This is a genomic window from Lysinibacillus sp. UBA5990, assembly GCF_002429815.1.
GTDB classification, from domain to species: domain Bacteria; phylum Bacillota; class Bacilli; order Bacillales_A; family Planococcaceae; genus Lysinibacillus; species Lysinibacillus fusiformis.
Genome location: NZ_DJAY01000007.1, coordinates 38,236 through 57,578, shown reverse-complemented (window position 1 = coordinate 57,578; position 19,343 = coordinate 38,236). Strand labels below are relative to the sequence as shown.

Sequence of the window (19,343 nt, the reverse complement as noted above, 5' to 3'; positions counted from 1 at the left end):
CTATCCATAATCTCAATAAAAAACCGCGCTTCTCCGTCATAAAGAGAAACGCGGTTTTTTATTATACTATGATAATGAGCTTCATTCTTCTTCCTTTTACACACAGCACGATGTAAGATGCTGGAGGAACGTCATCTATTGTACCAAGATAGAATTCGTTTTCACCTAGTTTTACCATCCTTCAGCATATGGTGCTGTCTACACACGATCTTGGAAGAAGCTATGGTTACAATATCTTTTCAAGTGTGAAACCGTATACAAAACGACACATTTTGTACATATATTTTCACACCCCTTATATTGATACATTACAATAATTTTTTCAAGAATACTGCTCGGAAAGTCGACATAGATTGATAGTTAATGATTCATCTTGCCCTGATTTAGTAGAATATTTCCTACTCTAGAAGGTAGTGGATGAGTCTGATAAGCCTCTGTCGGAAGACACAGATTTTGAGTAGTCGCATGGCGATTACGCTAAAAACCTTGGTGGCATTATGTGAAGGTATAAGTTTTACAATTCATTAATTTGTACGTATGAAGCAATCAATTTCCCTTTGCTAATTTTTTTTACTATACTTAAAGGAGAAATGATCGAGAGGAGTGTTAAGATGCAAGAAGTACAAGTAGAGACGTTGCAAGAATTACTAAATTCTTTCGCCAACAAAGACGTTTATATCCATCTTGAGACGACAAACGGATCTTATGCAGCACACTATGATGAAAAGTTCTTTAATGCAGGTGCCTTTATACGCAACGCAAAAATTAATTATGAACTTGCTAAAGTTGTAGACAAGACACCTCATCGTGTTGGGTTAAAATTACCTCATGGCTGGGTTTATGCACAAGGCATTACTCATTATGAATTAGATGATTTGGGCCGTTTATTAATGGCTGGTTTAGATTACTCTGGAAAATTGGCGATTGCGCTTGAAATAAGTGAAACGCCATTTACTTACTAAGGGGGACGACTCTTTGAATTTACAACCACAACGTCATATTTTAATTGTGTACCCTCACCCAGATGATGAGGCTTTTTCAGTTGCTGGCACGACTGCCTACTATACAAAAAAAATGAATACACCTGTTACATATGCCTGCTTAACATTAGGTGAAATGGGCCGTAATTTAGGTAATCCCCCCTTTGCTACACGCGAATCATTACCAGAAATACGTCGTAAAGAATTGATTGCAGCCGCAGAAGCCATGGGTATTCAAGATTTACGTATGATGGGGCTTCGTGATAAAACAATCGAATTTGAAGACGATGAGAAAATGGTAAAGCTGGTAGAAGGTTTAATTGAAGAGCTAATGCCTTCATTAATTATTACGTTCCTACCTGGTTTTGCGGTACATCCAGACCATGAAGCAACCGCACGTGCTGTCGTTGAGGCTGTACGTCGTATGCCTAAGGCTGCACGTCCGCAAGTATTTGGCTGTGCCTTCGCAAACGATACTATTGAAAAAAATGGCGAGCCTCATGTGGTCTATGATATTCGCGAAATGCGAATGGATAAATTACAAGCATTACAGGCACATGCATCACAAACTGGTTGGATGATGCAAGAAACAGAAAAGCGCATTGATGATGGAGAACCGATGAGCGAAAGCTGGCTAAATGTTGAAAGATTCTACATTGTTGATCCTGATAAATATGTAAAATAAATAAAAGGTTCTGTCCTCTCGTGATTGGAGAACAGAGCCTCTTTTAATTAGGTAGATTTTACTTTATTTAGTTTATGCACGATAAACGTGATCGAAAAGGCAATCAATAAAAACAGGAAGAAAAAATAATGAGGTATATGAATATTAACAACACTTACTAACATTTTTAACCCTATAACCCCAATAATAATGAAAGCAGTCGCTTCTAGCTCAGGAATTTTTTCGATCATAATTAAAAAAACACCCGCAATAGTTCTCATCATTAGGATTCCTAACATACCTCCAATTAGAAGCACCCATACTTGATCTGAAATAGCAAAGGCAGCAAATATTGAATCAATGGAAAAAGCAATATCCATCAGCTCTACGGAAATAACTGTTGCCCAAAAGGTCCCAAAGAAACGAACCATTAAGCCTGATTTTTTTACCACCTTCACACTATCCTCATTTCCGATTTGAAGGAAATGAGCGATACAGAGCCATCCTAAATACAACGCACCTAACACTTTAATAAACCAAAACTCTACAAGATAAACCCCTATTCCAATAAATAAAAATCTGAAAAAATAGGCTCCTAACATTCCATACATTAAAGCCCGTTTTCGTTGCTTATCTGGCAAATGTTTGACAAGTACTGCTAATACAAGTGCATTATCTGCTGACAACAATCCTTCTATAATAATTAATGAAAATATTAGTCCCCAGGATACAGGATCCACTAATACTTCCTGCCACATTGCCCAATCGAAAAACTGGCTATATGTAGATAGAATTCCTTGAATGATTTCCACTGCTTACCCTCCCACTTGTCCTAAGCTAATCTAGTATATGCTTGACCAATTTTGATATGAAAGTTGTATTTTTTTGATCAAAGATGCCTCCGTATAATTGTGTATAGACTTCTAAAAAATGTTTTCCTTTAAGCCTTATTTGATGGAGGAACAGGACCATAAAAGTGAGACTTTACTATGTTTGACGCCTCATTTTCCATACAAAAAGTAAGGTGAATGAAGATAAAACGCTTACATAATGAAATGGACACGGAAAATTTAGAATTTACTAAAAATTAAGTCCAAAAAGCAAAAAAAGTGTGCTATCATAGATAAATGTTTTAAACGTAAAACGGAGGATGAATACTATGGAAGTTGCTGATACTAGAACCGTGCAAGTGGAGAATGTCCTCATTGCACACCATTTTTTAAAAGACGTAGTTGTGCATACACCTCTACAAAGAAACGACTATTTATCAGAAAAATATGGCGCAAATATTTATTTTAAACGTGAGGATTTACAACATGTACGCTCATTCAAGCTTCGTGGCGCCTATTATAAAATTAAAAAAATCGAGGAAGAGGCGCGTAATGTTGGCGTTGTTTGTGCCAGCGCAGGCAACCACGCACAAGGTGTAGCTTATGCCTGTGCCCAATTAAAAATTCAAGCTAGCATTTTTATGCCTCAAACTACACCCAAGCAAAAAATAGACCAAGTGCGTATGTTTGGTCGTGAGTATGTGGAGATTATTTTAGCGGGTGATACGTTCGATGACTCTGCTGAAAGTGCACTAAGTTTCTGTGAAGAACAAGGTAAAATCTTCATTCATCCATTTGATGATTTCGATGTGATTGCTGGGCAAGGAACTGTGGCGGTAGAAATCATGAATGATATGGAAGAGCCAATCGACTACGTATTTGGCAGTATCGGTGGTGGTGGCTTAATGTCTGGTGTTTCTGCCTATATTAAAAACCTTTCCCCATCTAGCAAAATTATTGGTGTAGAGCCTGCTGGTGCTGGCAGTATGAAGGCTGCTTTTGCTGAAGGTGGCACAGTTGCTCTTGATTGGATTGACAAATTCGTCGATGGAGCAGCCGTAAAGTGTGTCGGTCATCATACTTATGATGTTTGTCGCCGTTATTTAGACGACATTATTCTTGTACCTGAGGGAAAAGTATGTACAACCATTTTAGATTTGTACAATAAACATGCGATTATTGCTGAGCCTGCTGGTGCATTGTCAGTCGCAGCTCTTGATTTTTATAAAGAAGAAATCAAAGGAAAGTCTGTTGTCGTTATCATTAGTGGTGGGAATAACGATATAGGACGTATGCAGGAAATTAAAGAAAAGTCTCTTATTCATGAAGGCTTACTTTACTACTTCATCGTCAGCTTCCCTCAACGGGCAGGCGCTCTTCGTCAATTCCTTACTAGTGTGCTAGGACCTAATGATGATATTACAACCTTTGAATATACTAAGAAAAACAATAAGGAAAGCGGTCCTGCTCTAGTCGGCATCGAGCTTGGCGATCGATCAGATTACGAGGGGTTACTAGCGAGAATGAACGAATTTGGCTTCAACTATAAAGAAGTTAACAATGATATTCAGCTATTTGGCCTACTCGTGTAAATGAAAGAGTCTCACTTCTAGTAAGTGAGGCTTTTTCTATGTTTAAATATTTGAGAGACTCCGTCATCATCATTTGTCACCTCAACAATATCTTTTTCAACCATTTATGTAGGTGCCTGCAGCAATAGAATAAGGAAATCAGCTCGACCCTCAAAATCATTGTAAAAGAAAAAACTGTAGGCAAACTCAAATGTCATTGAGTTTGCCTACAGTCTGGTACTCATACGAATGTATGAACGATATACCTTTATCCTAATAAAGCACGGTCCGAATTCATTTTCTCTCCACGAATGCGTTCAAATTCAGCCATTAAATCAGGTATCGTTAATTCATGTTTACGATCTTCTCCAACTTCTAAAATAATTTGACCTTTATCCATCATTATTAGGCGATTCCCTAAATCTAAAGCTTGTTGCATATTATGCGTAACCATCAATGTCGTTAAATGATCTTTCTCTACTAAATACTTTGTAATACGGGTGATCAATTCAGCACGTGATGGATCAAGCGCAGCCGTATGCTCATCTAACAACAATATGGATGGTTTTGTAAAAGTGGCCATTAACAGAGACAACGCTTGACGTTCCCCTCCTGAAAGTAAGCCAACCTTTGCAGAAAGGCGATTTTCTAAATTTAATCCCAGCATCTCTAATGATTCAATAAAGAATTCTCGACGTTTTTTGTCAACGCCTCTTCGCAATCCTCTACTTTTATTGCGGGAATATGCTAGTGCCAAATTCTCTTCAATCGTCATAGCAGGTGCTGTTCCCGCCATTGGATCTTGGAAAACACGACCTATAAATTGCGAGCGCTTATACTCAGGCAAATGAGTAACATTGTTACCATCAATCGAAACCGTGCCGAAATCTGGTGTTAAGGCGCCAGAAATCATATTCATCATCGTTGATTTACCTGCCCCATTACTCCCAATAATAGTAACAAAATCACCAGGCTTTAAATGTAAGTTAATTTCTGCTAGAGCGATCTTTTCATCCGGTGTCCCTTCATTGAATACCTTATTTATACCGTGTAATTTAAGCAAGGCCTTTTCCTCCTTGCTCTACTGGTTTGACTTGCGTAAGTTCGGCAGCCCGTTTAGCCTTACGCTTACGTTCCTTACGCTTGTTAATAAATTGAGGCAAGATCAAAGCCAAAATGACGATGATAGCTGTAATTAATTTCATATCTCCTGAATCCAGGAAGTCTACACGTAATGCTAACGCTAAAATAATACGATAAATAATAGCTCCAGCGATGACTGCAAAAGTGGTACGAATAATGGTCTTTGTACCAAAAATAGCTTCCCCGATAATGACAGATGCAAGCCCGATCACAATCATACCAATTCCCATACTTACATCAGCGAACTTCGAATATTGTGCGATTAAAGCTCCAGAAAATGCGACAAGTGCGTTGGAAAGTCCTAGCCCTAAAATAATGAGTGTATCTGTATTGGCTGAGAAGCTGCGAATCATTCGTTTATTATCACCAGTAGCCCGAATAGCAAGCCCAACCTCTGTTTTTAAGAACCAATCTGCCACTAATTTTATTAAAATTGTAATAATTACAATGACAATTAGTACACTCCAAGTACCTGGTACTTGCTGAATCCCCATACCTTTTAATAGGCTGTTGAGAGCATCATCTATCCCTAAATTACTCCAAAACGCTTGAAACTTTGAAAATATCGTTTCAGAGTTCAGTAATGGAATATTTGGACGACCTATCGTATTTTCTGCAGTTAACCCCATGATCCGTAGGTTAATCGAATATAATGCAATCATCATTAAAATCCCTGATAATAGTGGATTTATCTTCCCTTTTGTGTGAAGGATTCCTGTCATACATCCAGCAATAAATCCAGCAACAATTGCCACTAAAGTCGCTAAGATTGGGTGGTAGCCAAGCAAAACCATTGTTGCTGCTGTTGCCGCCCCTGTTACAAAGCTTCCATCAACCGTTAAATCCGGAAAATCTAACACCCGAAATGTTAAATATACACCAAGTGCCATAATTGCATAGATGATTCCTTGCTCCACTGCGCCAAATAATGCTAAAAACATCGTTGAATCATCTCCTAAATCTCTTTATTATTCTACTGCTGGTAAATGAAGATAAAGCGGGGATGGTTCCCCCGCTTCGAGTTATTTTTCTAGAAGTTCTGCACCCCAAGAATCTTTAATTTCAATTCCTAAATCATCTGCAACTTTTTTATTAATTAATAGCTTTAGATTTTGTGGATATTGCGCTGGTGTTTCAGCAGGCGTTGCTTCACCTTTTAAAATTTTCACTGCCATTTGCCCAGCCTCATACCCGATATCGGAATATTCAAAACCATAAGCAGCCAAACCACCTCGCGCCACAGAGTCAAGCTCCCCTACTATTAAAGGCAATTTATTGGCATTCGCCACATCAATGACAGACTCTAAAGCAGAGACTACTGTATTGTCCGTAATAATATAGAATGCATCGACCTTACCAATTAAGGATTCAGTGGCTTGCTTTACCTCTGCAGAAGTTGCTGCAGATGCCTCTTTAACCTCAAGACCTTGCTCAGCCATCACTTGTTTTACTTCTTTCACCTGTGCTACGGAGTTTTGCTCACCAGCGTTGTAGACCATGCCAACGTTTTTAGCACCTAGCTCTTTTAAAAATGCCACTGTTTTAGAAATCGTTTCAGGATGTAAATCGATAGTACCTGTAACATTTTTCCCTGGCTTCTCCATTGACTCTATGAGCTGAGCACCTACAGCATCTGTTACAGATGTGAAGATAATTGGAATATCACTTGTTGCTGTTGCCGCTGCCTGCGCAGAAGGTGTAGAGTTAGCAAATATTAAATCTACGTTTGCACTTACTAGATTGTTAGCAATCGTTGTGTTAAGACTATTATCGCCTTGTGCGATTTGTGGATCATACTCAACTTTTAAACCTGCATCTTCAATCGCCTTTTTAAAGCCTTCTGTCGCTGCATTTAACGATGGATGCTCTACAATTTGCGTAATTCCGATTTTATATGTTTTATCATCTGCGTTCCCGCTGTCACTTGCATTATTCGTTTCATTCCCCTTTGATTCTGTTGAACTAGACCCACCACTACCACAAGCAGCAAGTAGTAATACTAATCCAAAGAGTAGGAATGAAAGCTTTTTGACATTGCTCTTCACCATTAATCCCCCCGATTAAGTTCTGGAATATCTATCACACTTTATCCAAACAAAGTGTGAATGTATCGCTATATTATCGTTATTATTGAGCTCCGTCAACAACATTATGAATGTTCTGACTTTTGTATTTCACAAAAAATTTAAGCATTTCGATTAATTTGGCGCTTTAAACCGCTAAACTACGCTATTTTTGTAATTCGATTCCTTTTTAAAAAATAGTAAAAAATATTTATGACAATTTTGCGAATTTAGTCATATAGACAAAAAGTCTGACATTTGACTTCTGCTAGATATGTATAATAAAATATTGACTTGTGTGAAAGCACCGTGGTTCGTAACCATCCCACGAAAAAAAACTAAGGAGAAATGAATATGAAGATAAAATTTTTAGCAGCAAGTGGTATTATTGCGGCTCTATACATTGCTGTAACGATGCTTGTTGCACCATTTGGTTTTACGGAGGTGCAGTTCCGTGTATCTGAAATTTTCAACCATTTAGTGGCCTTTAATCCACGCTTTGCCGTTGGTATCATAATAGGGGTATTTATTTCTAATATTTTTTCACCACTTGGTATCTACGACTTAGTATTTGGTGTTGGCCATTCTATGATTACATTGGGATTGTTCATTTTGATTTGTAAATTTGTTAAAAATATTTGGGCACGTTTAATCATCAATACATTCTTATTTACATGCACAATGTTTATTATCGCCTTTGAATTGAATTTAGCCTTAGAGCTACCATTCTTTTGGACTTGGCTAACGGTGGCAGCAGGTGAATTCGTTGTTTTAGCGGTGGGTGCACCTATTATGTATATACTCAATAAACGCCTTCACTTTAAAGAAATGATTGAATAGACGAGTCTTACAAGATTCGTCTTTTTTTCTTGACAATATTCTGAAAACATTCTACAATTCTTTCTAATAAATGCGAAGAAGAAGAGTAGTAGCAAGCATCGTTACTTAAAGAGAGCTGGTGGTCGGTGTAAACCAGTAGTTCGTACTTGTGAATGGACTTCAGAGCAGCCTTAATCCAATGTCAGGCCGATTTGCTCCCCGTTATCGGAGTTAGAAAGCGCGCATCTATTGCGAATAAAGGTGGCACCACGGTTACTCGTCCTTTTCACGAAGGATTGGAGTGGCTTTTTTTTATGAAAAAATGAGCGTAGAGGAGTCGAGGAAAGATGAGTACAGTAGTAGATAACAAAGGATATTTCGGCGAATTTGGTGGAAGCTTCGTTCCAGAGGAGCTTCAGCATGTATTAACTATTTTGGATGAAAATTTCCAAAAATTCAAAGAGGATGCAGACTTTAATACAGAATTGAATTATTATTTCAATGAATATGTCGGTCGCAAATCCCCTCTTTATTTTGCAGAAAATTTAACAAAGCAATTGGCTGGCGCAAAAATTTATTTAAAGCGTGAGGATCTTAACCATACGGGCTCACATAAAATCAATAATGTATTGGGTCAAATTTTATTGGCAAAACGTATGGGAGCAAATCGCGTTATTGCTGAAACCGGTGCAGGACAACACGGTGTGGCAACCGCTACTGCCTGTGCCATGTTCGGAATAGATTGTACTATTTATATGGGGTTAGAGGATACTAAACGTCAGGCATTAAATGTATTTCGAATGGAGCTTCTTGGAGCAAAGGTTGTAGCTGTTGATAAAGGGCAAGGACGTTTAAAGGATGCCGTTGATGAAGCATTTGCGGATTTAGTCGAAAACTATGAAACGACATTTTATTTATTGGGCTCTGCTGTTGGGCCACACCCATTCCCCTCAATGGTAAAACATTTCCAATCTGTTATTAGCCGCGAAAGTCGTGAACAAATTTTGGAGAAAGAAGGAAAACTACCAACCGCTGTCTTAGCTTGTGTCGGCGGTGGAAGTAATGCTATCGGGGCATTCGCAGAGTATATTGCTGATGAAAATGTTCGTCTTATCGGAATAGAGCCAGATCAAGCTGCTACACTTAACGAAGGAACTCCTGGAGAGCTACACGGCTTCAAATGCTTAGTGCTACAGGATGCAGAGGGAAATCCTCTACCAACATACTCAATTGCGGCAGGTTTAGATTACCCAGGTGCAGGACCTGAACACAGTCACTTAAAAACAATTGGTCGTGCAGAGTATGTTACTGTGACAAACGAAGAAGTCCTAGAGGCATTTCAGGTGCTCTCGAAGGTAGAAGGTATTATTCCTGCACTTGAAAGCTCTCATGCAGTTGCCCATGCACTAAAACTAGCGCCCACTCTTACAGCTGATGACATTATAATTATTAATATCTCAGGTCGGGGCGATAAGGACGTTGAGCAAGTTTTTCATATGTTAAATAAATAATTCAAACATGAAAGAGCGATTTCCTAAACTGGAAATCGCTCTTAAACTTACACTAATAATATATTGTCTGCTGATCTTGGAATACAAGTATAAACGAACCCATTCTCATATGCCTAGAGGTCGTAATAAAATATATATCCCCTTTTATTTCATAGAAGAAAAAAACGGATGAAGTCTAACTCTTCATCCGTTCAGTAGCTATTAGGAAATTGCCTTTTTATGCAGTTTAATTTTTAATTTCTCTAACATATCTACCGTCATTTTTGATAAATCGTACTCTACGTTAAAGCCCCACTCTTTTTGTGCTGCTTCAATATTTATTGAATTTGGCCAGCTATCCGCTATTGCCTGACGAACTGGGTCAACTTGATAGTTCATTGTAAAGTTCGGTAAATGTTTCTTAATTTCAGCTGCAATTTGCGATGGTTCAAAACTCATTGCTGTTATATTAAAAGCATTACGGTGAACAAGCTTACTACCATCGGCTTCCATTAAATCGACAATTGCCTGCAAAGCATCTGGCATGTACATCATATCCATATACGTACCTTCTTGAATATATGATGTATACTTTCCTTGTTCAATCGCTTCGTAGAAAATCTCTACTGCATAATCAGTCGTACCACCACCTGGGGGAGTTACATAAGAAATTAAACCTGGGAAACGGACACCACGTGTATCTACTCCAAAACGGCTGAAATAATAATCACATAATAATTCGCCCGCCACTTTATTAACACCATACATAGTTGTCGGGCGTTGCAATGTATCCTGAGGTGTATCTTCCTTCGGTGTAGATGGCCCGAATGCCCCTATTGAACTTGGTGTGAAGAATTGCATATTTAACTCACGTGAAACTTCCAAAGAATTCATTAATCCACCCATATTTAAATTCCAAGCCAACAAAGGATTTCTTTCAGCTGTAGCTGATAATAGTGCTGCTAAATGCATCATTGTATCGGCACCAAAGTCCTTTGCTAAATCGTGCATTCTTTGTCCATCTGTAACGTCCAATATCTCAAACGGGCCCTTAGTATGGTCAAGCTTTCTAATGTCAGTAGCAAGTATATTGTCCTCCCCATAAATACTACGAAGTTTTTCTACAAGCTCAGAACCAATTTGACCAAGTGCTCCGGTAACCATAATTTTTTTCATTTCTCAAAACCTCCACATGTGAACAATTGTACTTCTCGAAAGCACAATAATATATTAATAAACATTGATTTAATAACACTTTCAATGAAATTCATTATAATGTGTTCGTTTTGAAAATACAACAATTATATTAAAAATATACATAAAAGAAACATACTATCCCTTACTTCTCAGTATATGAACATTTTAAATTATTGTGCTACAAAAATATATTAAATACATTTGTACACCCAGAAAGAACAGTTTTAAAACTCTCCTCCAACAAATTATTAGAACAAATAAAAAGAATCCTCTTTGCAACTTCGCAAAGAAGATTCCATAGCCCTTTAAGATATGAATGACTAAATTATATTGAAAAACGTTTAACCGCTATTTGTAGCACTTTCGATACCTTTCGTAATTCTTTAATATAATTGTGGAATTGTTGCTGTGCTGTTAATTGATCGGCTGTTAAAGCAGCGACATGCTTCGTCGATACAGTATTCGTATCAGATAACGATGTCAACATAACCGCATCATCACTAACAGTTTTTGTATGATTGGCAATTTCTTGAACTGTAGAAGATACTTCCATAATATAAGGCTTGATTGTATGTACTTTTTCTAAAATCTGATCAAAACTAGACGCCGTTTGTCCTGTTACAGCAACGCCTTTTTCGGTTGCCTCTAGCACACCCTCCATCATTTGTACTGCATAGCTTGAATCTAGATGAATGTTTTGTACAATGGACGTAATGGTTTGCGTTGAATGAACGGTTTGCTCCGCAAGCTTACGTACCTCGTTCGCTACTACCGCAAATCCCTTGCCATGCTCGCCCGCTCTTGCCGCTTCAATCGATGCATTTAACGCTAATAGATTTGTTTGTGCTGTTATTTTTTCAATGACCTCAATCATTTGATCGATAGATGATGCTCGTTCGACTAAATTAAAGATGGCTGTATTGGATTTCTCGACAGCTTGCTTAATTGTCTGCATTTGTGCTAAATTGGCTTGTACAATTTCAGTTCCGCTTTCCGCATCTCGAGCAGTTTTATGAGCGAAATTTTCCACAATTTGAATTTTTTCTAATATGACTTGTACATCATTTAAAACTTCTTCTAAAGATGATGTATTGGAAGCCAATTTATTAGTAGACGCTGCCGTTGAATCTGAAATAGACTGTACATCTTTTGCTATTTTCAATGTCGTTGTTGAAGATTCCTCTGAGGACTCCTGTAATTTCCCGGTCATTTCCTCCACTTCGTAGGCACTGTCCGTAACTGTATGGAGCAAACGTTTCACTTCTGTGACCATTTGATTGTAAGACAGCACTACCTCACCAAGCTCATCATGGGCCACATAACTTGCATTGGCAGTGAAATCACCCTGTTCAGCCTGTTTTAATAATGATTTCAATTGCCGTGTGGGGACATTGACCGCCTTTGTTGCTATAAATCCTATAATAATAACTAGCATCACAACTGTTAAACACACACCACCAAGCAACCAATAACCAAATTGTACATCTTCTTGATAGGACTGTTGTTGGTCTTTTGCTCGTTGAACAAGATAGTTTTGTGTTTCTTCTAATAATGTATGAATTTCCTGACTTATTGGTAGAAACGTCTGCGAATAAAATTTCTCTTGTTCACTTTGGGTCAATTGCTGGTAGCCCTCAATCAATTCTCTCTGCTTCCCTAGCAAGGACTTATACTTATTAATTTGATGACTCATTTTTTTATCAATTTCTTGGCTTTTTAAATGGTCTAACGGCTTATCCACGTCTTTTAAAATGGCTGACATTCCTGTATAATCGCCATCAGAATCGACGATAAAATCTAATTGACGTTGCGATTCTTCCAGCTCATTTAGCCACCCAATTGGAACAAGCCCCTGTTTGTAACTCTCACTTGCATGCCACGACATTTTCCTTAAATAATCCACACTAAATACACCTAGCAATACATTCGATAATACACAAACAATCATAAGTACAAGCAACTTGTCCTTCACCTTGATGAAACGAAAAAAATGCATGATCTCTGGCTCCTCCTCCAACTCTTACCAATAATGATAGTATGAAGATATAAAGCCAGTGTTATGTTTTTGTAAAGATTAGACGAAGAATTAAGAAATTATGCCCATTCACTATCCCCAAATAGGTAATTTACCGCACAAATCGATTCATACCATTATCCCTTATTTACATCATGTAAATAGTTGCAACCTTCCACACATTACCAGCGTTTATAGTATTAACTACAGAAAGAAGGTGTTACATTTGTCGCAGCTTAAGAAATTGGATGGAAGTTTAGTTGTGAGCCTCTTTTTACTTGGAGGTTTTAGCTGTCTTTTTGTCCATTCTAGCAGTGTCAATTTCGGACAATATGCCAGTTCCTTCATTGTGAAGCAATTTATCTTTTATCTTATTGGATTTATGGTCATGTTTGGGATTTCCTTACTTGATATTGAACAATTAAAAAAGATTGGATGGCCGATTTATGGATTAGCCGTAGCATTAACTGCTGGACTCATAGTAGCACCAGAGAGTATTGCGCGGACAATAAACGAAGCTAAATCTTGGTATCAAATACCCTTTCTAGGTTCTCTTCAGCCATCTGAGTTTTTAAAATTCGCCTTTTTAATTGTTGTGAGCAAAATCATTATCTCTCATCAAGAGAAAAATGTACGTCCTTCTTATCTAGCTGATTTATGGCTATTTGTGAAAATTGGGCTCATTGTCCTTCCTCCTTCGCTCCTTGTTTATAAACAACCCGACACAGGCATGGTTATGTTATACATGGCAATGATTCTACCCATGTTATTTTTCTCAGGCATACATAGGAAATTACTGATTGTATTTACGGCCATACCTCTAGTTCTAATCAGTACAGTAGTAGTACTTTATGTCAGATTTAATGATTTTTTTACAGAAAAAATTTTAGGTGCCCTATCAGGACATCAAGTATCTCGTATTTATGGCTGGCTACAACCTTATGATTACATAGATTCTTCGTTTCAGGTTCGCCAAGGCTTTTTAGCCATTGGGTCGGGTGAATTTTTTGGGAAGGGCTATCTGAATAATAATGTTTATGTACCAGAGAAGCATACTGATTTTATTTTTTCTGCAATTGCCGAGGAATTAGGATTTGCTGGCGGGGCATTTGTCATTGCTTTACTGTTTTTTGCCATCTACAGGATTGTTCTTATTACTGTTGAAGCAAAAGACCCTTTTATGACATTAATGGGCGCAGGGATATCAAGCTTATTAGCCTTCCAAATTACTCAAAATATTGGCATGACACTTGGACTTTTACCGGTCACTGGAGTTACTTTACCTTTCTTAAGCTACGGGGGTAGTTCACTATTGTCAAATTTCATGCTAATGGGAATTGTCATGATTATTCATAAATCCTATAAGGGGTATATGTTTAAAAAAGAAGATTAACAAAATGCAAGTAGAGAAGGATATTCTCTACTTGCTAGATAAAGAGGGGATTCATCTTAATTTAAAAACTCATGGATACTTTCATTATAGTGATCTATAAATATTTCAGCTTCCTTACTTGGTAATTTTAATGCGGCTAACGCGGCGCCACCTACCGGTAAGCTGGAGGCACCCATAAAGTCATACTGATTGCTATACTTTTTATCCAGCACAGCTAGTTTTTCAATAAATAATGGCAATTCCTTAAAAACTCCACCCGCTAACACGACTTTGACACGTTCAGCTAAGAATGGATTTTTTTTGTAACAAGCATCGATGCTTTGATAAAAAATATGGCACACTTCATCTATAATAGTATTAGCTTCTATATCTCCACGTTTTGTGCACTCTATCGCTACTTTACTTAAAGGAGCAATTATATCTCGTGGATGCCCTTCACCATAAACAATTTCAATAATTTGTGGCACAGATTGCACTTGAAAATAGTCTAATACGGCGCCAGTTAATATCGTTTCAGGACCTCTTTTATCAAATTCTTTAAAAACCGCCTTTAATGTGCGAATACCTATATCATAGCCACTGCCCTCATCATCAAATATATAACCCCATCCAGCTGTCCGCTCAATTCTTCCAGCTGAATCTATGCTTAATGTAATCGCCCCTGTACCCGATATTTGAACAACGCCAGGTTGACCTAATGTTCCTGCATACAGTGCGTTCAATCCATCATTTGATAAAGTTAATTGACAGCCTTCTGGTAAAAGCGATGTTAATAATGTCTGTGTAATGTCCTCATTATTATTTTCTGTCACACCAGAAAGTCCCGCATGGCATTTTGTTAGTTGATGAAAATGATGAGGCAGTTGATTCTTCAATTGATTGATAAGATCTGTTATCGTCTGCGTAAATTGCTCGATGTTCATGGATGTAGGGTTACTTTTACCCGTTTTTGCGAGGGCTATTACTTGCCCACTGAATGTAGAGATGGTAGCAATTGTCTTCGTTCCACCACCGTCAATTGCCAAAACATACAAGTGCCTTCACCTCTATACGATTTTAATTGTGGAAACGATTTCGCCTACCTCATGCCCTGCGTCATTTCGCACAAAGGAAGGAGATAATGCTTTTATTCGCTCAATTGTTTCAACATTTGAATACTGAATTTGCTCTAACACAGAAGCAATTACATTTGGCCATGGACTTTCTGAGCCATTCATAATTTTCAGGGCAAAGCTTACCCCTTCGTTTCGTAGAGCAAAACAATATACGCCCTGCGCTCCACCCTTTGCTACAATATTAGGGTCTTTTAATAATGCTGTACAAATAAAATTTTGAGCTGCGATAATTTGATTTTCTTGATTCATAACTGTCGTAAGCTTTTTTACCGCCTCACGAACTTGATCATCATCAATCAATTCTGGTCGTGCTAGCTTTAAATAGGCTATAGCCATATTTTTTAGTGGAATCGCAAATACAGGTGCACCACAACCATCTATTCCTGTGCGAATTTTCCCCTCGTCATATTCACTTAAATAAGCAATGTATTTTTTTATCATTTGTTGTAATGGATGATCTGGATGACAATACTGTTGAAAATTATAGCCATTCGCCAAACAAGCAGTTAAAAATCCTAAATGCTTACCTGCGCAATTATGAAGTAGCTTCCTTTTTTGAAATCCCTGTTGAATATATAGCGTTTTTGGTTCTTCGTTAAGTGGATATGACGCTGCACAAATTAGATCATTTTCACCAACAGGTATTTTCTCCAGCAAAGAGGTCAATGCCTCTTGATGGTATATTTCGCCTCTTTGCGATGCCAAAAACAATGCACTTTCTGTTGAAGTTATCTCATACTTTTCTATAAAATCAGTCATGAAAATTGGAATGGCTTGAAATGGTTTTGCTGCAGAACGAAAATACACAGGCTCATAATCTTGACCAACTGAAACGAATTCTTCCTTCGCTAGATTCACAGCACTCATTTGTCCATAATGCACATTTTCCATTAATCCTGAACGATACTCTTTCAAAAATTCTGAGTAAGCCACGAATCAACCAACCTTTCTTTAAACAGACAGCAGCTGCTTTTGTGCCTGTAATGCTGCTCCTTTGACCACGCCCTCTTTTAATTGGTTTGAAAACTGTAAAACAAAATGAGGTTGTAGTTCTTTCCATATATATTGTTTGCATTTTTCACTAAAGAGTTTTTGAAATGTTACATTGTGCTCAATAATTTCACCGCTAACAATAACGGCTTCCGGTTCATATAAACACACCAAATTATTGATAGCAATGGCTAGGTATGTAGCTACATCTTGTTGAATGTCCACTGCCCATTGTTCGCCTTGATCAACACACTGTAGAATCTCTTCTATTGATTGAATATTTAGATTTTTAGGCGTTCTATTTAGTAAGCTCACTTCTGAAATATACATCGACAAGCACCCTCGTTTACCACAGTGACACATTTCACCAAAGGGATTAATCGTTATATGACTTATTTCTCCCGCTTTATTTTGAATGCCACGATACACTTCTCCGTTTAGTAATATGGATGCTCCGACGCCCGTTCCCATCCCTACTAAAATACAATTTGAATAAAGAGGCGTATAGATATCACCAATTTCAGCAATGATTTGCATTTTCAATTCATTATCTACGATAACTTCACAATCAAAAACACCATTTAAGTCCTCTCTTATACGACAGTTTTCCCATTTTAATTGCTCAGAAGAAACTATAATACCTTCTTCGTTATTAATAACACCTGGTACCCCTATTCCAATGCCTAATAATTTTCCCTGAGCAATCTGATATTCTGACATAATAGTAACTATGGATCGTTTTAGTAGATGGATAGCTTCCTCATAACGATGCTTGATGCTGCATTTGATTTCCTGAAAGGCGATCAGTTTTCCTAAAAAATCTAATATACCAAGTCGAATTGTAAAACAATCTATCTCGATCCCTATAGTATATAAAGCATCTTCACGCATATGAATTAATGTAGGCCGTCTACCAATGGCAGTTTCCTCTGAAACCCCTTCAAGTATAAAGCCTTCCGCTTCTAGCTCCTGCACAATACGAGTAATAGTCGTAGGACTCATTTTTGTATATTTTGATAATTGAATTCTTGAAATTGGTGCCATCTGCCTGATTGCGTCAAGCACAATATACTTATTTTGTCTTCTCATTTGTACTTGATCTTGCTTTTTCAAATTAGATTCATCCCCTATTTAAACATTTCTATGAATTGTACAGCCTCTCTGATGTCTTTTTCGGGATTTGATCTCACTTCTCGTTCAATAGTTAAATAGCCATTGTATCCGATTTCATGTAAAGCTGAAAAATAAAGCTCGAAATTGACATCTCCCTGACCTAGTGGAAGCTCTCTAAAGAAATCCCCATTTTCCACCATTTCTTCTATCTTATCATGAGATGTTCCAGAATCGTATCCTAAGTACCCATACACGTCTTTTGGATTCGTTTGCTGTAATTGAATGCCATCCTTCACATGTGTATGTACAATATAATTTCTTAAAAGCTTCACTCCCGCCACAGGATCATCTTTGGTTACCATTACCATATTGGCAGGATCAAAATTAACTGATACACCATCTGTTGATAGTTTATCTAAAAATCTCTTTAATGTTTGACTAGTCTCGGGACCTGTTTCAATTGCAAAATAAGCATCTAGTGATGTAGCAAATTGCCCTAATTCTTCACATGCCTCTAGCATAGTTTGATAGATGGGATCATTCTCATCTTCAGGAATGATCCCAATATGGGTCGTAACGATCGATGTACCAAGATCTTTTGCTAATTGCATAATATCCTTCGATTTTTTTATTTTCCATTCATTTTCATGTTTATCTTGAAACCCATGTCCTCCCAAATCTCCACATAATGCTGAAATTTCGAGCCCTAAATCTAAAATATATTGCTTCAATTCCGCTCTTTGTGCAGCATTTAAATGATTCGGATCTAGCTCACCTGAAACTGCATACATTTGGACACCATGTGCACCGACCTCCTTCGCCTTTAGCAATCCCTCACGAATAGGCAATCTAAAGCTGTCTACAATCACACCAATTCTATTGTTCAATTTCACCATTTTAATATACGACTTCCTTTCCTTGTCTTGCAGAAATATAAATCCCCTCTAAAATCTTCATAATTTCTACCCCATCCTCCACAGGTGCCACTGAATCATATTGATGAAGACAGCAATCAACAAACGTATTGATTTCATTCTGAAAGGCTGTTACAAAATCAAAGGATAGATCATTAATTTGAGGATGAATATTTACAATGGTGTTATGCTCCTCGCTTACAATTTTCAGCTCAGGCTCTAGCTCTGCTCCCCCATTTGTGCCATATAATTTAATGCTCATTTCATCTTTTATAGCATGTAGCGTATAGGAAACATCCACCATTAATGAAGCCCCGTTCTCAAATGTTATAAGGGCGTTCGCTAAGTCCTCAACTGTATTTTTAGTAGCATCATAGTCTGCCGCTTTATAAAAAGATAAATGTTCAATATGATTTCTATTTCCTAATTGATTATAGGTGTGACCTGTTACACGCTTCACTTTCGGTCTTCCCATTAAGTACCAGCATATATCAATAACATGGACACCTAAATCTATTAATGGGCCACCTCCAGATTTCTCGATTTCTGCAAACCAACCTCCTGGATTACCTAATCTTCTTAAGCAAGAAGCTTTCGCATAATAAATATCGCCTAATTTATTATCATCTATGAACTGTTTCAGCACCTTTGTATTCGTTGCAAAACGTCTTACATAGCCAACCTGAAATACTTTACGATGCTTTTCGGCAACCTTTTGAATGTTTAAAGCCTCCGCATAAGTCATAGATAAGGGTTTTTCAATAAGCACATGTAAATCATTTTCTAAAGCGAGAATGGCGAGCTCTGCATGTGTATTATTCCATGTACAAATACTGACAGCCTCTACATTTTTATCTGCAAATAATGCTTCTTTAGAAGAGAAAACATGAGTGGCTCCAAATTGTGCAGCTTTTGCTTTCCCCCGCTCAATTGAAGTATCATACACGCCATATAACTCAACCAATGGATTTTTCATATAAGAGCCTAAATGATAATCCGAAATAGAGCCTGTTCCAATTACACAAACTTTTAATTTGTCCATGTTCT

General features: G+C 37.6%; 17 protein-coding genes, 1 riboswitch and 1 other annotated feature. Of the genes, 6 read left to right on the top strand and 11 right to left on the bottom strand.

The window, feature by feature from the left end; translation table 11 throughout:
* Positions 1 to 611: 611 nt before the first annotated feature.
* Positions 612 to 962, top strand: a complete 351-nt coding sequence (locus tag B3D94_RS04535; protein WP_008176033.1) for a YojF family protein — start codon at positions 612 to 614, stop codon at positions 960 to 962.
* 13 nt (positions 963 to 975) lie between these two features.
* On the top strand, positions 976 to 1,665 hold the full coding sequence (bshB2, locus tag B3D94_RS04530) for a bacillithiol biosynthesis deacetylase BshB2 (RefSeq protein WP_008176035.1): 690 nt from the start codon (positions 976 to 978) through the stop codon (positions 1,663 to 1,665).
* Positions 1,666 to 1,712: 47 nt separating this feature from the next.
* On the opposite strand, the gene B3D94_RS04525 is transcribed toward bshB2, so the two are convergent.
* On the bottom strand, positions 1,713 to 2,456 hold the full coding sequence (locus B3D94_RS04525) for a TerC family protein (protein WP_025115444.1): 744 nt from the start codon (positions 2,454 to 2,456) through the stop codon (positions 1,713 to 1,715).
* Between the two features lie 347 nt (positions 2,457 to 2,803).
* Here B3D94_RS04525 and ilvA point away from each other — a divergent pair, with 347 nt between their 5' ends.
* Positions 2,804 to 4,066 carry a threonine ammonia-lyase IlvA gene (gene ilvA, locus B3D94_RS04520; protein WP_069479943.1) on the top strand — a complete coding sequence of 421 codons (1,263 nt, stop codon included), beginning with the start codon at positions 2,804 to 2,806 and terminating at the stop codon, positions 4,064 to 4,066.
* Between the two features lie 247 nt (positions 4,067 to 4,313).
* Here the strand turns inward: ilvA and B3D94_RS04515 are convergent, their stop codons facing one another.
* From B3D94_RS04515 to B3D94_RS04505, 3 genes are all read right to left on the bottom strand, one after another.
* Positions 4,314 to 5,108 carry an ABC transporter ATP-binding protein gene (locus B3D94_RS04515; protein WP_069479942.1) on the bottom strand — a complete coding sequence of 265 codons (795 nt, stop codon included), beginning with the start codon at positions 5,106 to 5,108 and terminating at the stop codon, positions 4,314 to 4,316.
* Entirely contained in the window at positions 5,101 to 6,129 is a 1,029-nt protein-coding gene (locus tag B3D94_RS04510; RefSeq protein ID WP_069479941.1) for an ABC transporter permease, read from the bottom strand. The genes B3D94_RS04515 and B3D94_RS04510 overlap by 8 nt, the downstream gene beginning before the upstream one ends.
* Positions 6,130 to 6,210: 81 nt before the next feature.
* A complete protein-coding gene (locus tag B3D94_RS04505) occupies positions 6,211 to 7,233 on the bottom strand; it encodes an ABC transporter substrate-binding protein (RefSeq protein WP_069483233.1) in 1,023 nt (340 codons plus the stop codon).
* A gap of 321 nt (positions 7,234 to 7,554) precedes the next feature.
* Positions 7,555 to 7,599, top strand: a riboswitch (PreQ1 riboswitch).
* A 6-nt stretch (positions 7,600 to 7,605) separates the two neighbouring features.
* Between B3D94_RS04505 and B3D94_RS04500 the strand changes: the two genes are divergently transcribed.
* Both B3D94_RS04500 and trpB read left to right on the top strand, forming a co-directional pair.
* On the top strand, positions 7,606 to 8,091 hold the full coding sequence (locus B3D94_RS04500; RefSeq protein ID WP_025115449.1) for a QueT transporter family protein: 486 nt from the start codon (positions 7,606 to 7,608) through the stop codon (positions 8,089 to 8,091).
* Positions 8,092 to 8,157: 66 nt separating this feature from the next.
* Positions 8,158 to 8,358: a binding site (T-box leader), on the top strand.
* A 59-nt stretch (positions 8,359 to 8,417) separates the two neighbouring features.
* Positions 8,418 to 9,581, top strand: coding sequence for a tryptophan synthase subunit beta (trpB, locus tag B3D94_RS04495; protein ID WP_291755181.1), 1,164 nt, complete (start codon positions 8,418 to 8,420; stop codon positions 9,579 to 9,581).
* Positions 9,582 to 9,782: 201 nt separating this feature from the next.
* On the opposite strand, the gene B3D94_RS04490 is transcribed toward trpB, so the two are convergent.
* The gene (locus B3D94_RS04490) at positions 9,783 to 10,736 is read right to left on the bottom strand and encodes an L-threonine 3-dehydrogenase (protein ID WP_291755179.1); all 954 of its coding nucleotides are present in this window, start codon (positions 10,734 to 10,736) and stop codon (positions 9,783 to 9,785) included.
* A gap of 346 nt (positions 10,737 to 11,082) precedes the next feature.
* Positions 11,083 to 12,753, bottom strand: a complete 1,671-nt coding sequence (locus B3D94_RS04485) for a HAMP domain-containing methyl-accepting chemotaxis protein (protein ID WP_291755177.1) — start codon at positions 12,751 to 12,753, stop codon at positions 11,083 to 11,085.
* A gap of 244 nt (positions 12,754 to 12,997) precedes the next feature.
* Here B3D94_RS04485 and B3D94_RS04480 point away from each other — a divergent pair, with 244 nt between their 5' ends.
* The gene (locus tag B3D94_RS04480) at positions 12,998 to 14,164 is read left to right on the top strand and encodes an FtsW/RodA/SpoVE family cell cycle protein (protein ID WP_291755174.1); all 1,167 of its coding nucleotides are present in this window, start codon (positions 12,998 to 13,000) and stop codon (positions 14,162 to 14,164) included.
* Between the two features lie 56 nt (positions 14,165 to 14,220).
* On the opposite strand, the gene B3D94_RS04475 is transcribed toward B3D94_RS04480, so the two are convergent.
* From B3D94_RS04475 to B3D94_RS04455, 5 genes are read right to left on the bottom strand one after another with little or no spacing between them, the layout of a single operon-like run.
* Positions 14,221 to 15,198: an N-acetylglucosamine kinase gene (locus tag B3D94_RS04475; protein WP_291755172.1), complete on the bottom strand. Its 978-nt coding sequence runs from the start codon at positions 15,196 to 15,198 to the stop codon at positions 14,221 to 14,223.
* Between the two features lie 12 nt (positions 15,199 to 15,210).
* A complete protein-coding gene (locus B3D94_RS04470; protein ID WP_069479935.1) occupies positions 15,211 to 16,212 on the bottom strand; it encodes an asparaginase in 1,002 nt (333 codons plus the stop codon).
* Positions 16,213 to 16,230: 18 nt separating this feature from the next.
* Positions 16,231 to 17,382: an ROK family transcriptional regulator gene (locus B3D94_RS04465; protein WP_069479934.1), complete on the bottom strand. Its 1,152-nt coding sequence runs from the start codon at positions 17,380 to 17,382 to the stop codon at positions 16,231 to 16,233.
* A gap of 14 nt (positions 17,383 to 17,396) precedes the next feature.
* Complete coding sequence (locus B3D94_RS04460) at positions 17,397 to 18,278, bottom strand: sugar phosphate isomerase/epimerase family protein (RefSeq protein WP_069479933.1); 882 nt, start codon at positions 18,276 to 18,278, stop codon at positions 17,397 to 17,399.
* Position 18,279: 1 nt separating this feature from the next.
* The gene (locus B3D94_RS04455) at positions 18,280 to 19,338 is read right to left on the bottom strand and encodes a Gfo/Idh/MocA family protein (RefSeq protein ID WP_069479932.1); all 1,059 of its coding nucleotides are present in this window, start codon (positions 19,336 to 19,338) and stop codon (positions 18,280 to 18,282) included.
* Between the last annotated feature and the right edge of the window lie 5 nt (positions 19,339 to 19,343).